The sequence below is a fragment of the Streptomyces sannanensis genome, from assembly GCF_039536205.1.
In the GTDB taxonomy this organism is placed as follows: Bacteria; Actinomycetota; Actinomycetes; order Streptomycetales; family Streptomycetaceae; genus Streptomyces; species Streptomyces sannanensis.
Genome location: NZ_BAAAYL010000001.1, coordinates 5,652,944 through 5,669,651, shown reverse-complemented (window position 1 = coordinate 5,669,651; position 16,708 = coordinate 5,652,944). Strand labels below are relative to the sequence as shown.

Here is a 16,708-nt window from a genome sequence, read left to right as displayed (position 1 = left end):
CCCTTCGGGGCCGTACCCAGCGGGCAGGGGTTTCGTGCTGCCCTGCCCACCGCCCGCGCTCAGCGGTCGTCACCCTTGCTCCGCCTCGCCTTTCGGGGTCAACGGCGGTGTCGCTTCCGCTTCCGTTGCCGGTGGGGCCCGTAGGGGCTCATGGAGCATGCGGTGCGTGCCGCGAGGTCGGTCACGTGCGGGTCGGGGTGCGTGGTCCGCAGGACGTCCAGTACCCATTGCGCGAGGTGGGCGTCGGCCTGGGCGAGGGCGGTGAGCAGTGCCGGAGCTCCGCCCGGCCAGACCGCCGCGGCAGTGTCGAACATCGCAGGGAGATCGGGCGCGGCCTCCTCCAGGTCCGATTCGGCGAGGAACTCCCTGTGCTGGTCCTTGACGGAGCAGGTGTCCAGTTCGTCGAGGATGAGTGTCGCCCGGGCGCTCGCCGGCACCTGCTCTTCCTCGGTCTTCTCGCCCCGCGCACGCAGCGCCTGTTCCACGTATGCCCCGAGCACGGGGTCGGTGAGGGCGGCACGCAGCGCCTCGGGCGGGGCGGTCTCCGTGTCGAGGCGGGTGAAGAGGGCTCGCGTGGCGGCGGCGGCGAAGGTGCCGCGGTTCTCGGAGCCGATCGCGCGGAGCAGCTCACCCCATGCCTCGGCGGTCCCCTCGCGGCGGCCCAGCCAGAACGCGAGCGTACGGGAGGCCGGATCCCGCGGCCAGTTCTCGGCCGCCCGGACGACGGTGGCGGCGTCCCAGGCGGCAACCGCTGCGGAGTCGGAGACGGTGATGTCGGCGCCGGTGAGCGCGTAGCGCAGCACGGCCCCGCCGAGGGGCGTGAGGCCGAAGGCGTCGCCGGTACGGAACAGGCATCCGGTCGGAGTCAGCCGGTCGACGACGGCGGCCAGCGACCGGGCGGGGCCGTCGAGTGCGGCGCGGTCCTCCTTGTTCAGGCCGGGGATGCCGAGCAGGGCGGACAGTTCCTCCGGGGCCGGTGTCGTGTATGCGGCGGCTGCCGTGTCCGGGACCGGGACGGGTGTGTCCTCCAGGTTCGGGGCGACCATCCACGCCTCGAACTCGGCTGCCTTGCGGGCCACGGAATCCGCGGTGCCGCCGCGCTGGTACAGGACGTACAACAGGTGCGCGGTGTCGCGCGTGTACTCCTCGTCCATGTCCGGTTCGCCCGCGAGTTGTACCACGACGGCGGCGAGGATGTCGGCGCCCAGTTCCAGGAGCTCCTGCGGGGTGCCGTCGGTCCAGACGGCTGCTGCCGGGCCTGGCCCGTCAGGGGTCAGGAAACCGCACTGCTCCGCGAGTTCACGCGTCTCGTCGTCGGTGGGCGCCGCGAGTGCGGCGGGCAGGGCGGCGGCATGGAGCAGACCGGGCAGTTCGTCCGGTGGGGGTTCCACGAGTGGTGGCGGCAGGGGGACGGTCGCGTCACCGTAGTAGTCGAGGTGTTCGTCGAGGAGGGTGTCGGCGAGGACGACATGGGGCAGGGACTCCGGCCCCGGGGCGAGATGGACGTACGGGCCGGCGAGGGCCTCCGTCAGGCCCACCGCCGTCCAGCGGTCCAGCAGGTGGGTCCCGATGCGCTCCAGTTCGCGGACGAACGCCTCTTCCGGGTCCGGCGCGTCGAGCGGCAGTGCGGGCAGCAGGGCCCCGGCGGGCGAGGGCTTGTCGAGATCGCGGGCGAACGCGGCCAGCAGTGCCTCGGTGAGCAGCACGCGGGTGGCGAAGGTCCGGGTGGTGACGTCGGAGCGGTGCAGCGCCGCGGGCAGAACGGGCCGGCCGGAGCGCGGGGAGCGGTCGTACGCGGCCAGCCATTCCCGTACGGCGGCGGGGTCGTCGACGGCCGTGCCGTCCGTCCGCATCAGCGACGCGTACCAGCGTGACCAGGTCAGGTTCTCGGGGTCGGTCATCGCCCGTTCGAAGCCCGGCACCGCGTCCTCGATCGAGGCGAGCAGCCGGGCATGGCGTTTGGCGTTCAGCCTGCCCGTCGCCCGGACGCGGCCGGCGAGCGCGGTCAGAACGGCGGGGAAGACCGGCAGTTCCTGTGGCGTCGCGCAGACGTACGCCGGTACGTCCTCGAGGAGCACCGTGTGGACCAGGTCCGGAGTCGGCTCGGGAAGCCCGGTCCGCCGGTCGGCGCCCCGCAGTGCCAGAAGTGCCAGCACGGCATCGGCGATCCGTCCGGACGACGGGGTGTCGAACTCCGGGGTCCCGCGGAGAAAGACGTCGAGACCGGAGTTCAACGCAGAGTTCATGGCCACTCGTCAACCCTAGTTTCGGCCGCCGCTGAACGCGTCCGCCCCGAGTCGGCCATCCCCCGTACGGGTGAGGCCCAGGGGTGTCCCCGCGTCTTTGCCCACAGCCTCTTGGCAGACGAGCCATGCCGAGTAATGCTGATTACATGCTTACAACGGAGCAGCGCGAGAAGCTTCGCGGCTGGTTCGCCGGCCGCCTGCCGGAAGACGTGTACGAAAGCGTGCTGGACGTGACCGTGGACCGTGAGGAGATCACGGTGATCGGCCGCATCCCCGCACCGCATCTGGCCGAGGACGCCTCGGCCGTCGAGAAGGAGGCGGCCGTCCAGGGCCGCATCCAGGAGTTTCGCGAGCGCACCCGCGAGCAGCGCATCGCCGTGGCCCGCGAGGCCGAACAGCGCTTCGGCAAGAAGGTCTCCTGGGGCGTGGAGTGCGACGGCACCCGCGCCCTGTTCACCCATGTCGCCGCCCCCGTCATGACCCGGCTGCGCCAGCCCGAGCGCCAGGTCCTCGACACCCTGATCGCCGGCGGCGTCGCCCGCAGCCGCAGCGACGCGCTCGCCTGGTGCGTACGCCTGGTCCAGCAGCACGCGGACGAGTGGCTCACGGACCTGCGCGAGTCGCTGGCGCAGGTGCAGCGCGTACGGGCACAGGGCCCCGACACCCCACCCCGGAAATCAGAGGAAGGCGAAGCCTCATGACAGCGACCGTCGAGTACGTCCGCTACCGGATCCCGCCGGCCGGCCGGAAGGCCTTCGAGGACGCCTACCGCGAGGCCTCCGTCGCGCCGGCCGCCGCGCCCGAGTGCATCGACTACGAACTGTCCCACTGCCAGGAGGAGCCGGAACGCTACACCCTCCGCATCCGCTGGACCTCGGTCGGCGACCATCTGCACGGCTTCCGCAAGGGCGAGCACTTCCCCGCCTTCTTCAGCGCCGTCAGGCCCCACATGTCGGCGATCGAGGAGATACAGCACTACCGCACGACCGACGTCAGCGGCGCGGGAAGCGCCACCCGCCGGCAGCAGCCGTGACCGGGCGGGGCCTCGCTGTCCTGACAGCGGTGTCCTGACGCGAGCACAGGTACGACGGCCACGCCCCGGACCCTGGGGCGTGGCCGTCGCGATGCGGTTTACAGCCCGCCGGTGTACGCCAGCAGGTTGGGCGTGCCGGACAGGTTGCCCTGGACGACACCCGGGGTGGCGTTGGTGGTGAGCCAGGTGCCGAGGGCGGCCTGGGTGGTGTCGCCGTTGACGCTCTTGTAGAGGGCGGCGATGCCGGCGACGTGCGGGGTCGCCATCGAGGTGCCGCTGAAAACGGCGGTGGTGTTGTTCGGCTGGGTCGACAGGATCGACGAACCCGGGGCGTACAGGTCGACGCAGGCGCCGATCGAGGAGTAGGACGCCCGGTTGTCGGTGATGTCCGTGGCACCGACCGCGGTGGTCTGGGTGAGACCACGAGGCAGGCGGTCACAGGAGTCGGCGCCGGTGTTGCCGCCGGAGGTGGCGAGGAAGACACCGGAGTCCATCATCGAGGTCAGCGACGCGGCCAGGGTGTTGTTCCAGGTCCAGTTCCAGGACGTGTTGGCGACGGCGGGCTTCTGCGCATTCTTGGTGACCCAGTCGATGGCCTTGATGGTCGCGGCCGTACGACCCGCGCCCGCACAGTCGAGGATCTTCACGGCATGCAGCCGGACTCCCTTGGCCACACCGTAGGTGTTGGAGCCGATGGTGCCGGCGACATGGGTGCCGTGGCCGTCGCAGTCGGTGTTCTTCTTGTCGATCACGTTGAGGTCGAACTCGGCGCGCCCGCCGAAGTCGGGGTGCGTGACGTCGATGCCGGTGTCGATGACATACGCGTGGACGCCCGCGCCGTTCGCGATCGACGTGTACGAGGCGGACAGCGGCAGGTTGCGCTGGTCGACGCGGTCGATGCCCCAGGACGGCGGGTTCGTCTGGGTGGCGTCGCTCGCCTGGTCGACCCACTCGTCCTGCTCGATGGCGAGGACGGAGTTCTGGCGCTGCAGTGCGCGCAGTTGCCCCTGGGTGAGATCGGCGGCGAAGCCGTTCACGGCCTTTTCGTAGACGTAACGAGGGCTGACGGACAGTGCACGCGCGAGCCCGCGGGCGTCGGCGCCCGGCTTGAGACGCACGATGTACGCCCCGTCGATCGGCCGGACGCCGGCACCGGCCTTGGCGGCGGTGACTGGTACGACGGAAGCCGTCTCGGCTGCGGTGGCCGACTGGGGAAGGCCGATCAGCGCCAGCGCGCCGGCCGCGGCGACACCGAGCAGACGGTTACGGGACGAGCGGGATCTTCCGGGGATGGGCAGGCGGCGCATGAGACTCCTACCTGTTCATGGGGTGGGTGGGGCTGCGGCGCCCCGGCGGGACATTACGTGCCCATGCCATGCCCATCCGAGTCGAGATCCAGCCAAGTCCGTTCACCGGGCTGATTGTTCGCTTATCGGACGTCTATGCCGCCGGCCCGGTCCCTTGTCAGTGGGGGCTGCTTCACTGAAGTCGTCACAGTCCGTCACTGACTTCAGGGGGAACGATGACGGAGCGTACGACGGTGCCCGAACCGCGCAGGCCGAAGTATGTCTCGCTCACCGGCTTGCGAAATCGCGGGTGGACCGACGCCATGGTGCGGGACCTGTTGGGGGAACCGGATCTGCGGCACCGCAGTCCGCACCACAGATCAGCACCGCCGAGGCGGCTCTACGAGCTCGTGCGCGTCGAAAAGGCAGAGCTCAGCGAGGAGTTCGTGGCAATCGGCGGGGCCGTGGCGCGACGGGCCGCGGCGGACCGGCGGCGGCAGGCGGTGCTCGCCACCGTGCGGGCGGAGCCGATCCATGTGCCGGCGCTCGGCGCGCGGGAGCTCGCCGAGCGGGCCGTACGGCACCGCAACACTCTCGACGAGGAGCGCTCGCACGACCGCGGGGACCGGCTGCCCGGCCCGGCGACCGTTGAGGACGCGGATCCTGCCGCGCCGGCCCGGTGGCAGGTCAACTGTCTGCGGCACGCGCTGACGCGCTACGACACCTTGCTGGACGGGCTGTTCGGGGCCATCGGCCGGGCGGAGGCCGAGCAGCTGCTGCGGCAGCGGGTGTACGAGGCGATCGCCAGGGCGTACCCGGCGCTCGCGCCGGAGTGCCGCAGACAACCGCGCGAACGGCAGGGCTCGCCACCCCGCTGAACATAGAGGCCGCCCGCCGTGCGAACCCTTGCGCTGCGGGCGGCCTCCGCCAGGTCAGCCGCCGGTGGACCCGCAGCCACCGCGGCCGTGACCGTCGTCTCCCCAGCCGCTGATGTCGCCGTGCTTCTGTGCACAGGCGTCACCCGCGGCGACGAGCGCGAGTCCCAGGGCCACGCCGAGGACGGCGAACAACGGCGGTCTGTCACCGAACACCGTCCAGCCGATGGCACCGAGGCCGATCGCGATCCCGGCCATCGGCAGGAGGGACGACGCCGCGCGCCATAACCGCTTCATGTCTGCAGTATGGGTGCGCCGTACCCGAAAGGCGCCGGCCGTACGTACGAGCGGCTATCTGCCGCTGTCCCGGGAGGCGGCAGGAGCGGTCAGCTCCACCTCGAGCACCTTGTCCTCGCCGAAGGACTTGCCGCCGTTGCGGTCGGTGTTGGTCGTCGACAGCCACAGGGCGTTCCTGCCCGGGACCTTCTCGACGGTGCGGAGCCGGCCGTACTTGTCGGTGTAGTACGCGACGGGGGTGCCCAGGGTCGTGCCGCTGACCGGGATGCGCCACAGGCGCCTGCCGCGCATGGCGGCCATGTACAGGCTGCCGTCCGCGTAGGTGAGGCCGCTGGGCGAGGCCTCCGACGGCCTCCAGTACGCCTTGGGGTTGGTCATGCCCGCCACGTCGCACGGTCCCACGCAGGTGGGCCATCCGTAGTTCTTGCCGGCCTCGATGAGATTGAGCTCGTCGTTCTTGTCCGAGCTGATCTCGGACGCCCACAGACGGCCCTGCGCATCGAACGCCAGGCCCTCCGGGTTGCGGTGGCCGTAGGAGAAGACGTAGTTCTTGAACGGATTGCCGGGCGCCGGCCGACCGTCGAAGGTCATCCGGAGGATCTTCCCGTTGAGGGAGTTCTTGTTCTGAGCGAGGCTGGATTTGTTGGCCTCCCCGGTCGAGGCGTAGAGGTAGCCGTCGGGGCCGACCCTCAGGCGTCCGCCGTTGTGGATCTCACCCCACTTGATGCCCGTGAGCAGCAAACGGTAGTCACCGAGCCTGGAGCCGTCGAAGGTCATCCGCGCGATCCGGTTGTTGCCGTCGGGGGCTGTGTGGAGCACGAAGATGTAGTGGTCGTGCTCCCAGTTGTTCGACGCGGCGATGCCCAGCACACCGTCCTCGACCCTGGTGGTCATCGTCCGGGGTACGGAGCCCACGAAGGACTTTTCGCCGGTTGGGCTGATCTTGAAGAGCCTGAAGGTCTCACGCTCGGCGATCAGGGCGGAGCCGTCCGGCAGCATGGCCATGCCCCAGGGTGTGGTCAGGCCGCTCGTGACGGTCTTGACGGCGCCGGGCTCCGTCACCGCGTGGGCCGCCGGCGACGCGGACGCGGCGCTGCCGGGGCCGACGAAACTCACGAGCAGCCCCGCGACCATGGTCCCGGCGGCCGTGACCGCACGAAGCTTCCGTCGCCTCGAAGTCCTTCGGCGACTCGTGAGAGTGGACACTGCGATCCTCCAGGAAGGCTCGGCGTTGGTCTTCCGGAGCGTAGGTCGGCCATGTCTGACGGAGGCTCAGACAAGACCGGCGGGTCACCCTTATAGCCGCCACGGATTGCCCGGGCTGCTTGGGCTGCCGATGCTGCGGGAAAAGGCGTCTTCGTCATCCCGAACGACAGGAAGATCTCATGCCGACCGAATCCCTGGATCACACCGCTCGGTTCGAACACACCGCTCGCTCCGAAGGCACGCAGTTCGTAGAGGAGGCGGCCTGGCAACGGCCCGAGTACACGGTCGTCGAGACCGCGCTGGAAGTCACGGCCTACTCCCTGGCCACCCGTTAGCCCCCGCGGACATGCTCCTCAAGGTGCTGGGCACCGCGGCAGGCGGCGGCGTACCGCAGTGGAACTGTGCCTGCCCGGAATGCTCCGGGGCTCGCGCACATCCGCGGCGCCGCCGCCGGCACGCCTCACTCGCCGTCAGGGCAGCCGAAGGCCGCTGGTACGTGGTCAACGCGACACCCGACATCGCGGATCAGATCGAGAGCTGCCCCGAGCTGCATCCGGGCCCCGAGCCGCGCCGCACACCGCTGGCCGGCGTCATCCTGACCGACGCCGAACTCGACCACACCCTCGGCATCGCCCGGCTGCGGGAGGCCGACCGTCTGGAGCTGCTCACCACCGGTGCCGTACGGGACGCGGTGCTCGGCCGGCAGCACCTGGGAGAACTGCTCTCCCCCTACACCGACCTGACCTGGTGTGAGCTGCCCACGAGCGGCCGGCCCGAACCGCTCGACGCCGACTCCACGGTCCACATCAGTGCCGTCCCCCTCTCCGGCAAGCGGCCGCGCTATGCCGTGGCGGTCCCGGCCGGGCCGGGCGACGACGGCCACTGGGTGTCGGCGCTCCGGCTCACCGATCGCGCCACCGGCCGCACCGCCGTCTACGCTCCGGCGCTCGGCACATGGCCGGACGCCCTGCAGCACGCTGTCGCCGACGCCGACTGTGTGATCCTCGACGGCACTTTCTGGGACGACGACGAGCCCCGCCGGACGGGGATCTCGGCACGTACCGCGACGGCCATGGGTCATCTGCCCGTCGACGGGCCGGACGGCACGGCGCGGCGACTCGCCTCGCTGCCGGCCCGCTGCCTCTATACACATCTCAACAACACCAATCCTCTTGTCGACCCCACCGCACCCCAGCACAAGGTGCTGACCCGGATGGGGCTCGAAGTGGCAGCCGACGGAATGGAGATCACGCTGTGACCGTTGTGGAAGCGAAGCGGCCATGGGGGCGGGCGGAATTCGAGGAACAGCTGCGGGCGGTGGCAGAGCAGCGATACCACGACCGTCATCCGTTCAACGTGAGGATGCACGAGGGCAGTCTGAGCCCTGCCGAACTGCGCCGCTGGATCACCAACCGCTTCCACTACCAGCGGCACATCCCGGTCAAGGACGCCTTGATCACCGCCAAGCTCGAGACGCCGGAGCTGCGACGCATGTGGCTGCACCGGATCGAGGACCACGACGGGCGCGCGGAAGGCGAGGGCGGCATCGAGCGGTGGCTGCGTCTCGGTGAGGCAGCCGGCCTGGACCGGGCCGCTCTGCTGTCCGGGGCGTGCGTGCTGCCCGGGGTGCGCCTGGCGGTCGACGGATACGTCAACTTCTGCCGGCACCGGCCACCACTGGAGGCTGTCTCGGCCTCACTGACCGAACTGTCCGCTCCGGGTCTGATGCTGCGGCGCATCGATGCCTTCGAGCGCCACTACTCATGGATCGACGCCGACGGGCTGGCCTATTTCCGGGCACGGGTCGGTCAGGGCCGCCGGGACAGCGACGAGGCACTGGCGCTGGTTCTCGAGTGGGCGAGCAGCAGGGCCGATCAGGAGCGGGCGGTGGCGGCGCTCGCCTTCAAATGCGATGTGCTGTGGTCGCTGCTGGACGCCGTGGACCTTGCGCAGCGGGAGCCGCAGGTGGTGTCGCGATGACCGCAGGGCCGGACCGGGACGCCGGTCCGGGGTGGCGCCCCAGGCTCGCCCCTGCGGTCGTACTGCGGCACGACCGGGTTCGGAATACCGATCTGCTGGTCATGCCGGAGCGGGTGGTGGTCCTCTCCGGCCGCGCCGGAGACATCGTCGGGCTGTGCGACGGCGAGCGCGATGTCCACCGGATCGTCGGTGAACTGACGGAGCGTTTTCCCGGCGCCGAGGTGGCCGAGGACGTTCCGGACTTCCTGGGGCGGTTGCGGTCCGAGGGGTGGCTACGGTGACCCTCCTGCCCCGGCCCTGGGCGCTGCTGGCCGAGCTGACGCACGCCTGCCCGCTGCGCTGCCCGTACTGTTCCAATCCCCTGGAGCTCACGCGCCGCTCGCGCGAGCTGTCGACGGCCGAGTGGCAGAAGGTGCTGCGTCAGGCCGCGGACCTGGGAGTGGTGAACACCCATCTGTCCGGCGGGGAGCCGCTGTTGCGGGCCGATCTGGAGGAGATCGTCGCCGAGGCCGAGTCCTCTGGCATTCATACCCAGCTGGTCACCAGCGGTCAGGGGCTGGACGCGGCCCGGCTGGACAGGCTGCTGGCGGCCGGGCTGCGCAGTGTGCAGCTGTCGGTGCAGCATGCCGACCCCGCGCGCTCCGACCGGATCGCCGGACGACGCTCGTTCCCCGACAAGGAACGGGCCGCGGCGCTGGTACGGGAGGCGGGTCTGCCCTTGGGCGTCAATGTCGTCCTGCACCGTGACAACCTGGACGCCGTCGACGCCCTGGTGGAACTGGCGCTGTCCTGGGGCGCGGACCGTATCGAGCTGGCCAGTACGCAGTTCTACGGATGGGCCCTGCGCAACCGTGCCGCGCTCATGCCGAGCCGCGAGCAGCTGTCGCGTGCATCGGAGGCGGTGAGCCGGTGGCGGGAGCGGCTGGCCGGCCGCACCGAGCTGGTCTGGGTCGTCCCGGACTACATGGACGGTGTCGCGAAACCGTGCATGGGCGGATGGGGGGCCGTCTCGCTGACCGTCACCCCGGACGGCACCGTGCTGCCCTGCCATGCCGCGGCGACGCTTCCGGACCTGGATCCGCCGAATGTACGGGACTGGCCGCTCGCCTGGATCTGGGAGCATTCGGAGGCCTTCAACCGGTATCGCGGCGACGGCTGGATGCGCGAACCGTGCCGTAGCTGTCCGCGCCGCGACGAGGACTTCGGCGGCTGCCGCTGCCAGGCCTTCGCGCTCACCGGCGATGCGGCCCGTACCGACCCGGCCTGCCGGCTGTCGCCCGACCACGGACTCGTCCGTGCGGCGGTGGCGGAGGATGCCGCCGGGGCCGGATACGTGTACCGGGGGCCGGGAAGAGACGATCAGGGCCCGGCCGCTGTGCGAAGGCCGGGCCCTGATCTCCGAGCGGACATCCGCACAGTAGGTTGAGCGCGTGCGATTGAGAGTGGAGTTCACGACCGAGCCCTTCGACCTGGACCGGACGCCGCCCCATGCGCTGGCGGCCCGGGAGGTCATTCACGAGGCCAGCCTGGACACCGTGGACGTCGGCCCCTTCGGAAACACCGCGGAAGGCGGCGCGGAGGCGGTACTGACCGCGGTGAACGCACTGCTGCGCACATCGCTCTCCGCGGGGGCGACACGGGTCTCGCTCCAGGTGAACGTGATCGGCGGGGCCGCGGAGGGCGAGAAGTGACCGAGCCGGGGGATCACCCCTTCGTCCAGGCCGTGAAGCCACTGGTGGACGCGATGGGCGGCGAGATGCTGCCGCCTGGACAGGCCGGCTGCGACGACGTGGTGCTCGCCTGGGAGGGCGAGGATGTCGTCGCCGTCCGTCTGCCGCAACTGTCCGAGTCCCTCGACCACATCCTGGCCGCGATGGAGCGCCGGCACGGCATGCCCCTGTCCGAGCTCGACCGCAAGTCCAAGCAGTCGGTCGTCCGCACCCTGGAAGCGCGCGGCGCGTTCTCCGTACGCCATGGCGTGGAGACGGTCGCGAGCGCGCTCGGCGTCAGCCGATTTACGGTGTACAACTACCTGAACAGGGAAAACGCCGCCAAAGGCGAGTAGCTGATCACTCACCGCACCCAGCCGCCGTCCACATGCCGGGACGGCGGCTTTCATGTCCCCGAAGTTTCAACAAAGTGTTGACGCGGTGTTGTCGAGAGCGTTAGCTATGCGCAGCCCGTCCCATGCATCACGGCCACGGAGGCTCCCGTGACTTCGAGTACGACGAACCCGGGCCTGGCCCGGTTCAACGCATCTCCGGAAAGCGAGGCCAAGGCCGCGCTCCACGAGGTGTGCGCCAGTTCGGCATGGGGGAGCAAGCTTCTCGCCCACCGCCCGTACGACACCGCCGACGACCTCTTCGCCGCCGGCGACGCCGCCATGGGCGAGCTGACCACGGCAGACCTGCGGGAAGCGATGGCCGGGCATCCGCCGATCGGGCGCCCGAAGCCCGGAGACCCGACCTCCTCCCATGAGCAGAGCGGAATGGCCGGCGTCTCCGAGGACCTCAAGGCCGAGATGCTCGAACTGAACCTGGCCTACCAGGACAGGTTCGGCCATGTCTTTCTGATCTGCGCCACCGGCAGAACCGGTGAGCAGATGCGGGACGCGGTCAGGGACCGGATCGGCAACTCGCCCGAGCAGGAGCGGGAGATCGTCCGCACCGAGCTGGGCAGGATCAACCAGATCCGGCTGACCCGTCTCGTGGAAGAAGAAGGAGTCCGAAGGCCATGAACACCGACACCACGGCCTCGGTGTCCACGCACATCCTGGACACCAGCGTCGGACGCCCCGCCGAGGGCGTAGCCGTCCGCCTCTCCGCCAAGGGCGTCGCCCGCCCCGGCAGCGACGCGGCGTGGGTTGCGCTGGGCGGTTCGCGGACCGACGCGGACGGGCGCTGCAAGGACCTGCCGGCACTGCCGGAGGGCACGACCCATGTACGTCTCGACTTCGATACCGAGACGTACTTCACGCGTCCAGAAAACACACTGAAGCAAGCCGAGGCGCAGCAGGACGCCCCCCGCGTAAGGGACAGCGGTGCGTTCTTCCCGGAGGTGGCGATCACGTTCGCCGTCGTACCGGGCGAGCACTACCACGTACCGCTGCTGCTCAACCCGTTCGGCTACTCCGTGTACCGAGGGAGCTAGCAGACAGATGCCCACGATTCTCGGCCAGAACCAGTACGGCAAAGCGGAGAACCGCGTCGTCAGGATCACGCGGGACGGCGACACGCACCACATCAAGGACCTGAATGTCTCCGTCGCCCTCTCCGGCGACATGGAGGAGGTCCACTACTCCGGCTCCAACGCCAACGTCCTGCCGACCGACACCACCAAGAACACGGTGTACGCGTTCGCCAAGCAATACGGCATCGAGTCCGCCGAGCAGTTCGGCATCCACCTGGCCCGTCACTTCGTGACCGGCCAGGAGCCGATCCACCGGGCGCGTATCCGCATCGAGGAGTACGCCTGGGAGCGCATAGAGACCTCCGACGGCAACTCCGGGTTCCTCGGCGCCGAAGATGTGAAGCACTCCTTCGTCCGCAAGGGCCAGGAGACCCGGGTCACCCAGATCACCTACGACGGTGAGAAGTGGGAGGTCATCTCGGGCCTGAAGGACCTGGTCGTGATGAACTCGACGAACTCCGAGTTCTGGGGTTACGTCAAGGACACGTACACGACCCTGCAGGAGGCGTACGACCGCATCCTGGCCACCCAGGTGTCCGGCCGCTGGCGGTTCAACTGGACCGACGACGCGCAGAAGATGCCCGACTGGGAGAAGTCCTACGAGCAGGTCAGGAAGCACATGCTCCAGGCCTTCGCGGAGACCTACTCCCTCTCGCTCCAGCAGACCCTGTACCAGATGGGTGCGCGCATCATCGACAACCGGGCGGAGATCGACGAGGTCCGCTTCTCCCTCCCCAACAAGCACCACTTCCTGGTCGACCTCGAGCCCTTCGGGCTGAAGAACGACAACGAGGTCTACTTCGCGGCGGACCGCCCGTACGGTCTCATCGAGGCCACCATCCTGCGGGAAGGCGTCGAGCCGCGGATCCCGGTCGACATGACCAACCTCTGATCGCGGGACGCGTGTCCCGGGGCTCGTCGCGGGCCCCGGGACACGCCGGACTCCCCCCTCGCAAGCGGTTGGGCGCACACTGTTCCTCCACCACCTCGGCACCCGGAGCACTCCACGGCCGGCGGTTCCTGACAGCTGCCGCATCCGGCTCCGGCACTCAAATCCCTCGGGCCCTGCCGCGCCCAAACCGCCACAGAAAGCACGAGGAAGCACCATGGCAGTATCGGCAGCCCCTGACGGCGCGGTCGGACGCATTGTCATCGAGAACTGCGCCATCGCGACCGTCGACGCCGACGACACCGAGTACGCCTCCGGGTACGTGGTCGTCACCGGCAACCGGATCGAGTCGGTGGGCGCGGGCAAGGCCCCCGAGGGCCTGGAGAACGTGGTCCGCCGCGTCGACGGCACCGGCCATCTGGTCACCCCCGGCCTCGTCAACACGCACCACCACTTCTACCAGTGGATCACTCGCGGCCTGGCCACCGACCACAACCTCTTCGACTGGCTGGTCGCCCTCTATCCGACCTGGGCGCGCATCGACGAGCAGATGACCTACTCGGCGGCACAGGGCTCGCTCGCCATGATGGCCCGCGGCGGCGTCACCACCGCCGTGGACCACCACTACGTCTACCCGAAGGGCGCCGGCGACATCTCCGGCTCCATCATCCGGGCCGCCTCCGAGACGGGTGTCCGCTTCACCCTCGCCCGCGGTTCCATGGACCGCAGCGAGAAGGACGGCGGTCTGCCGCCGGACTTCGCCGTCGAGACCGCCGAGGGCGCGCTGGCCGCGACCGAGGAGACCGTCAGGATGCACCACGACGCGTCCTTCGACGCCATGACCCAGATCGCGATTGCCCCCTGTTCCCCCTTCTCCGTCTCCACCGAACTGCTCCGGCAGGGCGCCGAGTCGGCCCGCCGCCTCGGCGTGCGGATGCACACCCACGGCTCGGAGACCATGGAGGAGGAGAAGTGGTGCCACGAGCTCTTCGGCATGGGCCCCACCGACTACTTCGAGTCGACCGGCTGGCTGGGCGAGGACGTGTGGATGGCGCACTGCGTCCACATGAACGACTCCGACATCGCCGCCTTCGCCCGTACGAAGACCGGTGTCGCCCACTGCCCCTCCTCGAACGCGCGCCTCGCGGCCGGGATCGCCCGGGTCCCCGACATGCTGGCGGCCGGCGTCCCGGTCGGCCTCGGTGTCGACGGCACCGCCTCCAACGAGTCGGGGGAACTGCACACCGAACTCCGCAACGCCCTGCTGATCAACCGGCTCGGCGCGCACCGCGAGGCGGCACTGGGCGCCCGGCAGGCGCTGCGCCTCGGTACGTACGGCGGCGCCCAGGTGCTCGGCCGTGCCTCCCAGATCGGCTCCATCGAACCCGGCAAGCTCGCCGACCTGGTGCTGTGGAAGCTGGACACGCTCGCCCACTCGTCCATCGCCGACCCCGTGACCGCCCTTGTCCTCGGCGCGGCGGCCCCGGTCACCCTCTCACTCGTCAACGGCAAGCCGGTGGTCGAAGGCAACCGCCTGATCACGGTCGACGAGGACGCCATCGCCCGCTCCACGCGGGACGAGGCGCAGCGCCTCGCGCGGATCGCCGCGCAGGCCTGATCCCCCCCGGAAGTCCGGCCGAGGGGGACGGCCCTCGGCCGACGGCCGTGGACCCGAGCGCCCTGGGTGCCGTGACCACCGCCGTCGTACGCGTCCACTGTCAGCCGAGGCGGTAACTGTCGCCGTACACCTTCCACTTGAGCGGCAGGTCCAGGCCGAGATTGCGCTCGGCCAGAAAGACCCGTTGTGCGGTGTCCACCCGACTGGTGTCCCAGTGCGCCCTCTCCTGCCTCATCGCCCGGACGCGGGCGTCGAGGAAGGCATGCAGATACGTCACCTCGTCACCGCCCTGCGCCGGCGGCCGGGCCCGGCCCAGGGCCCGCCTTCGGATGCCGCCGAAGCTGACCGGGTCGCTGCCCGGTCCGTGCATCACCAGGGCGTCGTAGTAGATGAACTGGCCGAGTGCGCCGAGGCCGTCCTTCCTGCCCTGTCCGACGGCCGGGCCGAAGTAGCCGCGGTCCCGCTCGTCGTCCTGGGCCTTCCTGAAGTCGGGGTCGCGGGCCGCTGTGCGCCAGTCGCGTACGAAGTGCGGATCGAGGCCCTTGCGCGAGCCGGTGCCGTTCACCCGGCGGAGCGCGGGCAGGTGTCCGGCGAGGACGTTTCCCGGCTTGCGCCGTGTGTAGAGCTCGACGAGCCGGAGCATGTCGCCGGTGCCCGAGCAGAAACCGATGATGCCGGCGGTGTAGCCGCGGCCGTCACGGATGTCCTTGATCCACTTGTAGTAGGCCTTCCAGTCCAGCGAGGAGTTCTCCGCGCTGGACACCAGCTTCATGGCGATCTCCTTCTTCTCGGGGTCGTCGAGCCCGCGCCCGCCCTTTCGCGCATCGGCGTCGGCGTCCTCTCCGGCTTCGGTGCCGGCGTTCACGGTGAACGAGAGGGCGGCCGCCGTGAGCCCGAGCAGGGCACCGGCCAGCAGACCGCGACGTGAGGTGGTCCTCGGGTGGGACGTGGACACCTGCACCTCCGGGGAAGTCCGTCCACGGAAGTCCATCCGGGTCGCACGGACGAGTCAACCCACGACGGTGGAAATACGTCATATCGGTGACCACCCGTCGAGGAGCTCCTCCGAGCCGGCGGCCGCCCGCGGCTGCCGGGCTTCACCTGTACAGCCGGGCCGAACACGGTATCCGCATGGGGTGCTCGTGCTTCGGCCTGGCGGAGTCGGGGGCGCTGCCACTCCCCCAGCTACCGCTGGGTGGTACCCCCAGAGCATCGATTCCGAAATACGGAAGAATCATTCCGTAAAACGGAAGCAATGTACGGGTGCGGTTTACGCGCGTCAAGGGATCGCCGAAGTGCCCCCCGCGGCCCCGGCCCTTGGTGGACGATGGACCGCGGTGACGTCGACGGGGGAGGACGGCAGGCCATGGAAAGAACCGTGCCGGTGCGCTGCCCGGCCTGCCGCCGCGCGCACGTGTACGCCCCGCCCGTCTATCCCTGCGCCTGCGGCGCCCCGCTCGCCCCGCCGCTGCTGCGCGGCGCCCCGGCGGAACCGATCACCCACCGCACCTGGAACGACGACTGGGTCACCGTCCGCTGCGAGGCCTGCGGCCGCTCCGACCAGTGGCCTCAGCCGGAGCTCGGCTGCCCCTGCGGTACGGTCCTGCGCATCGCCGTCCGCCCGGTGACCACGACCGCCCGGCCCCCCGCCGACGCCACCCCTCGCGTCCCGCCGCCGCCCGGCCGCACCGCCTTCCGGCCCATGACGATCCGCACCGCCCGCGACGCGGTGACCGCCGCGGCGCTCTACTTACGCTGGCTCGGCTTCCGTGACGTACTCCAGTCCGAGTGCCGGGCCGCCTCCGGCATCGACCTGCGCGGCCCGGGACTGGTCGCCCAGGTCGACCCGACGACGCGGCCCGCCGACCTGCGGGCGGTCGAATGCCTCTGGCTCAACGGCCTCGCCTCGTCATCGGTGGGCGTCTTCTTCTCCCTCGCCGGCTATGCCGTCGACGCCCGCGCCCGCGGGGAGGAACTGGGCATACCGCTGTTCGTCATGGACCTCACGGGCACGCCGCGGCCCGTCAACAACGCGGCGAGGGACCTGCTGACCACAGGTCCCTCGCCACGTTGAGCCAGGGGCAAGCCC

20 protein-coding genes are annotated in these 16,708 nt (G+C 70.2%); 15 read left to right on the top strand and 5 right to left on the bottom strand.

What is annotated here, in order from left to right; all coding sequences use genetic code 11:
- Positions 1-98: 98 nt before the first annotated feature.
- Positions 99-2,246, bottom strand: a complete 2,148-nt coding sequence (locus tag ABD858_RS26485; protein WP_345042026.1) for a hypothetical protein — start codon at positions 2,244-2,246, stop codon at positions 99-101.
- A gap of 146 nt (positions 2,247-2,392) precedes the next feature.
- Between ABD858_RS26485 and ABD858_RS26480 the strand changes: the two genes are divergently transcribed.
- Positions 2,393-2,947 carry a hypothetical protein gene (locus ABD858_RS26480; protein WP_345042024.1) on the top strand — a complete coding sequence of 185 codons (555 nt, stop codon included), beginning with the start codon at positions 2,393-2,395 and terminating at the stop codon, positions 2,945-2,947.
- Complete coding sequence (locus ABD858_RS26475) at positions 2,944-3,279, top strand: putative quinol monooxygenase (protein ID WP_345042021.1); 336 nt, start codon at positions 2,944-2,946, stop codon at positions 3,277-3,279. Before ABD858_RS26480 ends, ABD858_RS26475 begins: the two co-directional genes overlap by 4 nt.
- Positions 3,280-3,377: 98 nt before the next feature.
- Here ABD858_RS26475 and ABD858_RS26470 read toward each other — a convergent pair whose 3' ends face one another.
- A complete protein-coding gene (locus tag ABD858_RS26470) occupies positions 3,378-4,586 on the bottom strand; it encodes a S8 family peptidase (RefSeq protein ID WP_345042018.1) in 1,209 nt (402 codons plus the stop codon).
- Positions 4,587-4,801: 215 nt separating this feature from the next.
- On the opposite strand from ABD858_RS26470, the gene ABD858_RS26465 reads away from it, so the two are divergent.
- A complete protein-coding gene (locus ABD858_RS26465) occupies positions 4,802-5,443 on the top strand; it encodes a hypothetical protein (RefSeq protein ID WP_345042016.1) in 642 nt (213 codons plus the stop codon).
- Positions 5,444-5,497: 54 nt separating this feature from the next.
- Here ABD858_RS26465 and ABD858_RS26460 read toward each other — a convergent pair whose 3' ends face one another.
- Both ABD858_RS26460 and ABD858_RS26455 read right to left on the bottom strand, forming a co-directional pair.
- Complete coding sequence (locus tag ABD858_RS26460) at positions 5,498-5,737, bottom strand: hypothetical protein (RefSeq protein WP_345042013.1); 240 nt, start codon at positions 5,735-5,737, stop codon at positions 5,498-5,500.
- A gap of 54 nt (positions 5,738-5,791) precedes the next feature.
- Positions 5,792-6,853: a PQQ-dependent sugar dehydrogenase gene (locus ABD858_RS26455; protein WP_345042011.1), complete on the bottom strand. Its 1,062-nt coding sequence runs from the start codon at positions 6,851-6,853 to the stop codon at positions 5,792-5,794.
- A gap of 269 nt (positions 6,854-7,122) precedes the next feature.
- On the opposite strand from ABD858_RS26455, the gene pqqA reads away from it, so the two are divergent.
- The 11 genes from pqqA (at position 7,123) to ABD858_RS26400 (ending at position 14,619) form a co-directional block, all read left to right on the top strand.
- The gene (gene pqqA / locus ABD858_RS26450) at positions 7,123-7,278 is read left to right on the top strand and encodes a pyrroloquinoline quinone precursor peptide PqqA (protein ID WP_345042008.1); all 156 of its coding nucleotides are present in this window, start codon (positions 7,123-7,125) and stop codon (positions 7,276-7,278) included.
- Positions 7,279-7,289: 11 nt separating this feature from the next.
- Positions 7,290-8,201: a pyrroloquinoline quinone biosynthesis protein PqqB gene (gene pqqB, locus ABD858_RS26445; protein WP_345042006.1), complete on the top strand. Its 912-nt coding sequence runs from the start codon at positions 7,290-7,292 to the stop codon at positions 8,199-8,201.
- Complete coding sequence (pqqC, locus tag ABD858_RS26440; RefSeq protein WP_345042003.1) at positions 8,198-8,923, top strand: pyrroloquinoline-quinone synthase PqqC; 726 nt, start codon at positions 8,198-8,200, stop codon at positions 8,921-8,923. Before pqqB ends, pqqC begins: the two co-directional genes overlap by 4 nt.
- On the top strand, positions 8,920-9,204 hold the full coding sequence (pqqD, locus tag ABD858_RS26435) for a pyrroloquinoline quinone biosynthesis peptide chaperone PqqD (protein WP_345042001.1): 285 nt from the start codon (positions 8,920-8,922) through the stop codon (positions 9,202-9,204). Before pqqC ends, pqqD begins: the two co-directional genes overlap by 4 nt.
- Positions 9,201-10,349, top strand: a complete 1,149-nt coding sequence (gene pqqE / locus ABD858_RS26430; protein ID WP_345044897.1) for a pyrroloquinoline quinone biosynthesis protein PqqE — start codon at positions 9,201-9,203, stop codon at positions 10,347-10,349. The genes pqqD and pqqE overlap by 4 nt, the downstream gene beginning before the upstream one ends.
- Before the next feature lie 4 nt (positions 10,350-10,353).
- Positions 10,354-10,614: a hypothetical protein gene (locus ABD858_RS26425; RefSeq protein WP_345041998.1), complete on the top strand. Its 261-nt coding sequence runs from the start codon at positions 10,354-10,356 to the stop codon at positions 10,612-10,614.
- Complete coding sequence (locus tag ABD858_RS26420) at positions 10,611-10,988, top strand: helix-turn-helix domain-containing protein (protein ID WP_345041996.1); 378 nt, start codon at positions 10,611-10,613, stop codon at positions 10,986-10,988. The genes ABD858_RS26425 and ABD858_RS26420 overlap by 4 nt, the downstream gene beginning before the upstream one ends.
- Positions 10,989-11,135: 147 nt before the next feature.
- The gene (gene uraD / locus ABD858_RS26415) at positions 11,136-11,660 is read left to right on the top strand and encodes a 2-oxo-4-hydroxy-4-carboxy-5-ureidoimidazoline decarboxylase (protein WP_345041993.1); all 525 of its coding nucleotides are present in this window, start codon (positions 11,136-11,138) and stop codon (positions 11,658-11,660) included.
- A complete protein-coding gene (gene uraH, locus ABD858_RS26410) occupies positions 11,657-12,073 on the top strand; it encodes a hydroxyisourate hydrolase (RefSeq protein WP_345041991.1) in 417 nt (138 codons plus the stop codon). Before uraD ends, uraH begins: the two co-directional genes overlap by 4 nt.
- Before the next feature lie 7 nt (positions 12,074-12,080).
- Positions 12,081-13,004 carry a factor-independent urate hydroxylase gene (gene pucL / locus ABD858_RS26405; protein ID WP_345041989.1) on the top strand — a complete coding sequence of 308 codons (924 nt, stop codon included), beginning with the start codon at positions 12,081-12,083 and terminating at the stop codon, positions 13,002-13,004.
- 214 nt (positions 13,005-13,218) lie between these two features.
- Positions 13,219-14,619 (top strand): 8-oxoguanine deaminase, encoded by a 1,401-nt coding sequence (locus ABD858_RS26400; protein ID WP_345041986.1) that lies wholly within the window; start codon positions 13,219-13,221, stop codon positions 14,617-14,619.
- 100 nt (positions 14,620-14,719) lie between these two features.
- On the opposite strand, the gene ABD858_RS26395 is transcribed toward ABD858_RS26400, so the two are convergent.
- Complete coding sequence (locus ABD858_RS26395) at positions 14,720-15,580, bottom strand: chitosanase (protein ID WP_425586257.1); 861 nt, start codon at positions 15,578-15,580, stop codon at positions 14,720-14,722.
- 405 nt (positions 15,581-15,985) lie between these two features.
- Between ABD858_RS26395 and ABD858_RS26390 the strand changes: the two genes are divergently transcribed.
- Entirely contained in the window at positions 15,986-16,693 is a 708-nt protein-coding gene (locus tag ABD858_RS26390) for a hypothetical protein (protein WP_345041981.1), read from the top strand.
- The last annotated feature ends 15 nt before the right edge of the window (positions 16,694-16,708 follow it).

What these genes read in the sequence shown, in the direction of transcription:
- ABD858_RS26485 (WP_345042026.1), bottom strand. Translation starts at nt 2,246, where the DNA reads ATGAACTCTGCGTTGAACTCCGGTCTCGACGTCTTTCTCCGCGGGACC.
- ABD858_RS26460 (WP_345042013.1), bottom strand. Translation starts at nt 5,737, where the DNA reads ATGAAGCGGTTATGGCGCGCGGCGTCGTCCCTCCTGCCGATGGCCGGG.
- pqqA (WP_345042008.1), top strand. Translation starts at nt 7,123, where the DNA reads ATGCCGACCGAATCCCTGGATCACACCGCTCGGTTCGAACACACCGCT.
- uraH (WP_345041991.1), top strand. Translation starts at nt 11,657, where the DNA reads ATGAACACCGACACCACGGCCTCGGTGTCCACGCACATCCTGGACACC.
- pucL (WP_345041989.1), top strand. Translation starts at nt 12,081, where the DNA reads ATGCCCACGATTCTCGGCCAGAACCAGTACGGCAAAGCGGAGAACCGC.
- ABD858_RS26480 (WP_345042024.1), top strand. Translation starts at nt 2,393, where the DNA reads ATGCTTACAACGGAGCAGCGCGAGAAGCTTCGCGGCTGGTTCGCCGGC.
- ABD858_RS26475 (WP_345042021.1), top strand. Translation starts at nt 2,944, where the DNA reads ATGACAGCGACCGTCGAGTACGTCCGCTACCGGATCCCGCCGGCCGGC.
- ABD858_RS26470 (WP_345042018.1), bottom strand. Translation starts at nt 4,586, where the DNA reads ATGCGCCGCCTGCCCATCCCCGGAAGATCCCGCTCGTCCCGTAACCGT.
- ABD858_RS26400 (WP_345041986.1), top strand. Translation starts at nt 13,219, where the DNA reads ATGGCAGTATCGGCAGCCCCTGACGGCGCGGTCGGACGCATTGTCATC.
- pqqD (WP_345042001.1), top strand. Translation starts at nt 8,920, where the DNA reads ATGACCGCAGGGCCGGACCGGGACGCCGGTCCGGGGTGGCGCCCCAGG.
- ABD858_RS26390 (WP_345041981.1), top strand. Translation starts at nt 15,986, where the DNA reads ATGGAAAGAACCGTGCCGGTGCGCTGCCCGGCCTGCCGCCGCGCGCAC.
- ABD858_RS26465 (WP_345042016.1), top strand. Translation starts at nt 4,802, where the DNA reads ATGACGGAGCGTACGACGGTGCCCGAACCGCGCAGGCCGAAGTATGTC.
- pqqB (WP_345042006.1), top strand. Translation starts at nt 7,290, where the DNA reads ATGCTCCTCAAGGTGCTGGGCACCGCGGCAGGCGGCGGCGTACCGCAG.